Source organism: Paracraurococcus lichenis, assembly GCF_030657435.1.
Lineage (GTDB): Bacteria > Pseudomonadota > Alphaproteobacteria > Acetobacterales > Acetobacteraceae > Paracraurococcus > Paracraurococcus lichenis.
In genome coordinates, this window is the sequence record NZ_JAUTWS010000617.1 from 1 (window position 1) to 231 (window position 231).

A 231-nucleotide genomic window follows, 5' to 3' on the forward strand; every position below is an offset into this window, starting at 1 on the left:
GCGACATGGTTCAGCTTGTCACTCGGCATGTCGTCGCTGATCCAGTCGCGGGCATTCTCGGTGAACCAGTAATGCCCCGTGCGCGGGTCGATGTCGCCGCCGACGCTGTTGCGCACGCCGAGCGCGATGATCTCGGCGAGGCCGTTCGGATGCACGCGGCGGATCTGCGAGACGCTGGTCGGCGGGATGCCGATGTTGAAGGGCGGGCCGAAGGGCAGGTACATCGCGCCC

General features: G+C 67.1%; 1 pseudogene. It reads right to left on the reverse strand.

Annotated features, from left to right (window positions below):
• A pseudogene (locus Q7A36_RS41455) lies at nt 1-231 on the reverse strand (sorbosone dehydrogenase family protein); the annotation flags it as partial.